The 521-nt window shown below is 53.4% G+C and carries 2 protein-coding genes; both read right to left on the bottom strand.

The annotated features are described in order from the left end of the window. On the bottom strand, positions 1-98 hold a 98-nt coding region (yidD, locus tag NRB16_RS29275), incomplete at its 3' end, for a membrane protein insertion efficiency factor YidD (RefSeq protein WP_257107622.1). Then, entirely contained in the window at positions 91-492 is a 402-nt protein-coding gene (gene rnpA / locus NRB16_RS29270; protein WP_257107621.1) for a ribonuclease P protein component, read from the bottom strand. The genes rnpA and yidD, both read right to left, overlap by 8 nt. Positions 493-521: the final 29 nt, after the last annotated feature.

Genomic DNA, 521 nt, shown 5'->3' with positions numbered 1-521 from the left:
TAGCAGGAGCAACTGGGGTAGAAACGACAGTGACTGGCCATCAGCGGGCTAATGGCATAGCGGTAAAACTGGATCGGAACGAGTGCCAGTTTACGCATCTGGACTGTCTACCCCTGCAGTTTCGGGTTTTGCTTCTGGAGTAGGTCGGCTACGCGCCAGACGTTTCCAGAGCTTGCCGAAATGCTGAATCAATTCCGGGTTTTCTATATCACCCAGACCCTTACGCGCGACGGTCACGATATCCCAACCGACCAGATTATCCTGGTGTTGGCGAAATGATTCGCGCATGAGGCGTTTCAAGCGGTTTCGCTCAACGGAGAGTTTTACGCTCTTTTTACCTATCACCAGCCCCAGGCGGGGATGATCAAGGTCGTTGTTGCGAGCAAGGAGCAGGAGATTTTTCCCCGGAACCTTGCCGGTAGGGGAGTCAAAGACTGCCTTGAAATGCCGGGGAGTCAGCAAACGCTTTTCCCGACTGAAGTCTCGACTCACCACCAGTGCCGATTTATCAAACTGCCAGA

The sequence above is a fragment of the Pseudomonas sp. LJDD11 genome (assembly GCF_024584215.1).
In the GTDB taxonomy this organism is placed as follows: domain Bacteria; phylum Pseudomonadota; class Gammaproteobacteria; order Pseudomonadales; family Pseudomonadaceae; genus Aquipseudomonas.
This window is presented reverse-complemented; position numbering and strand designations above follow the sequence as displayed.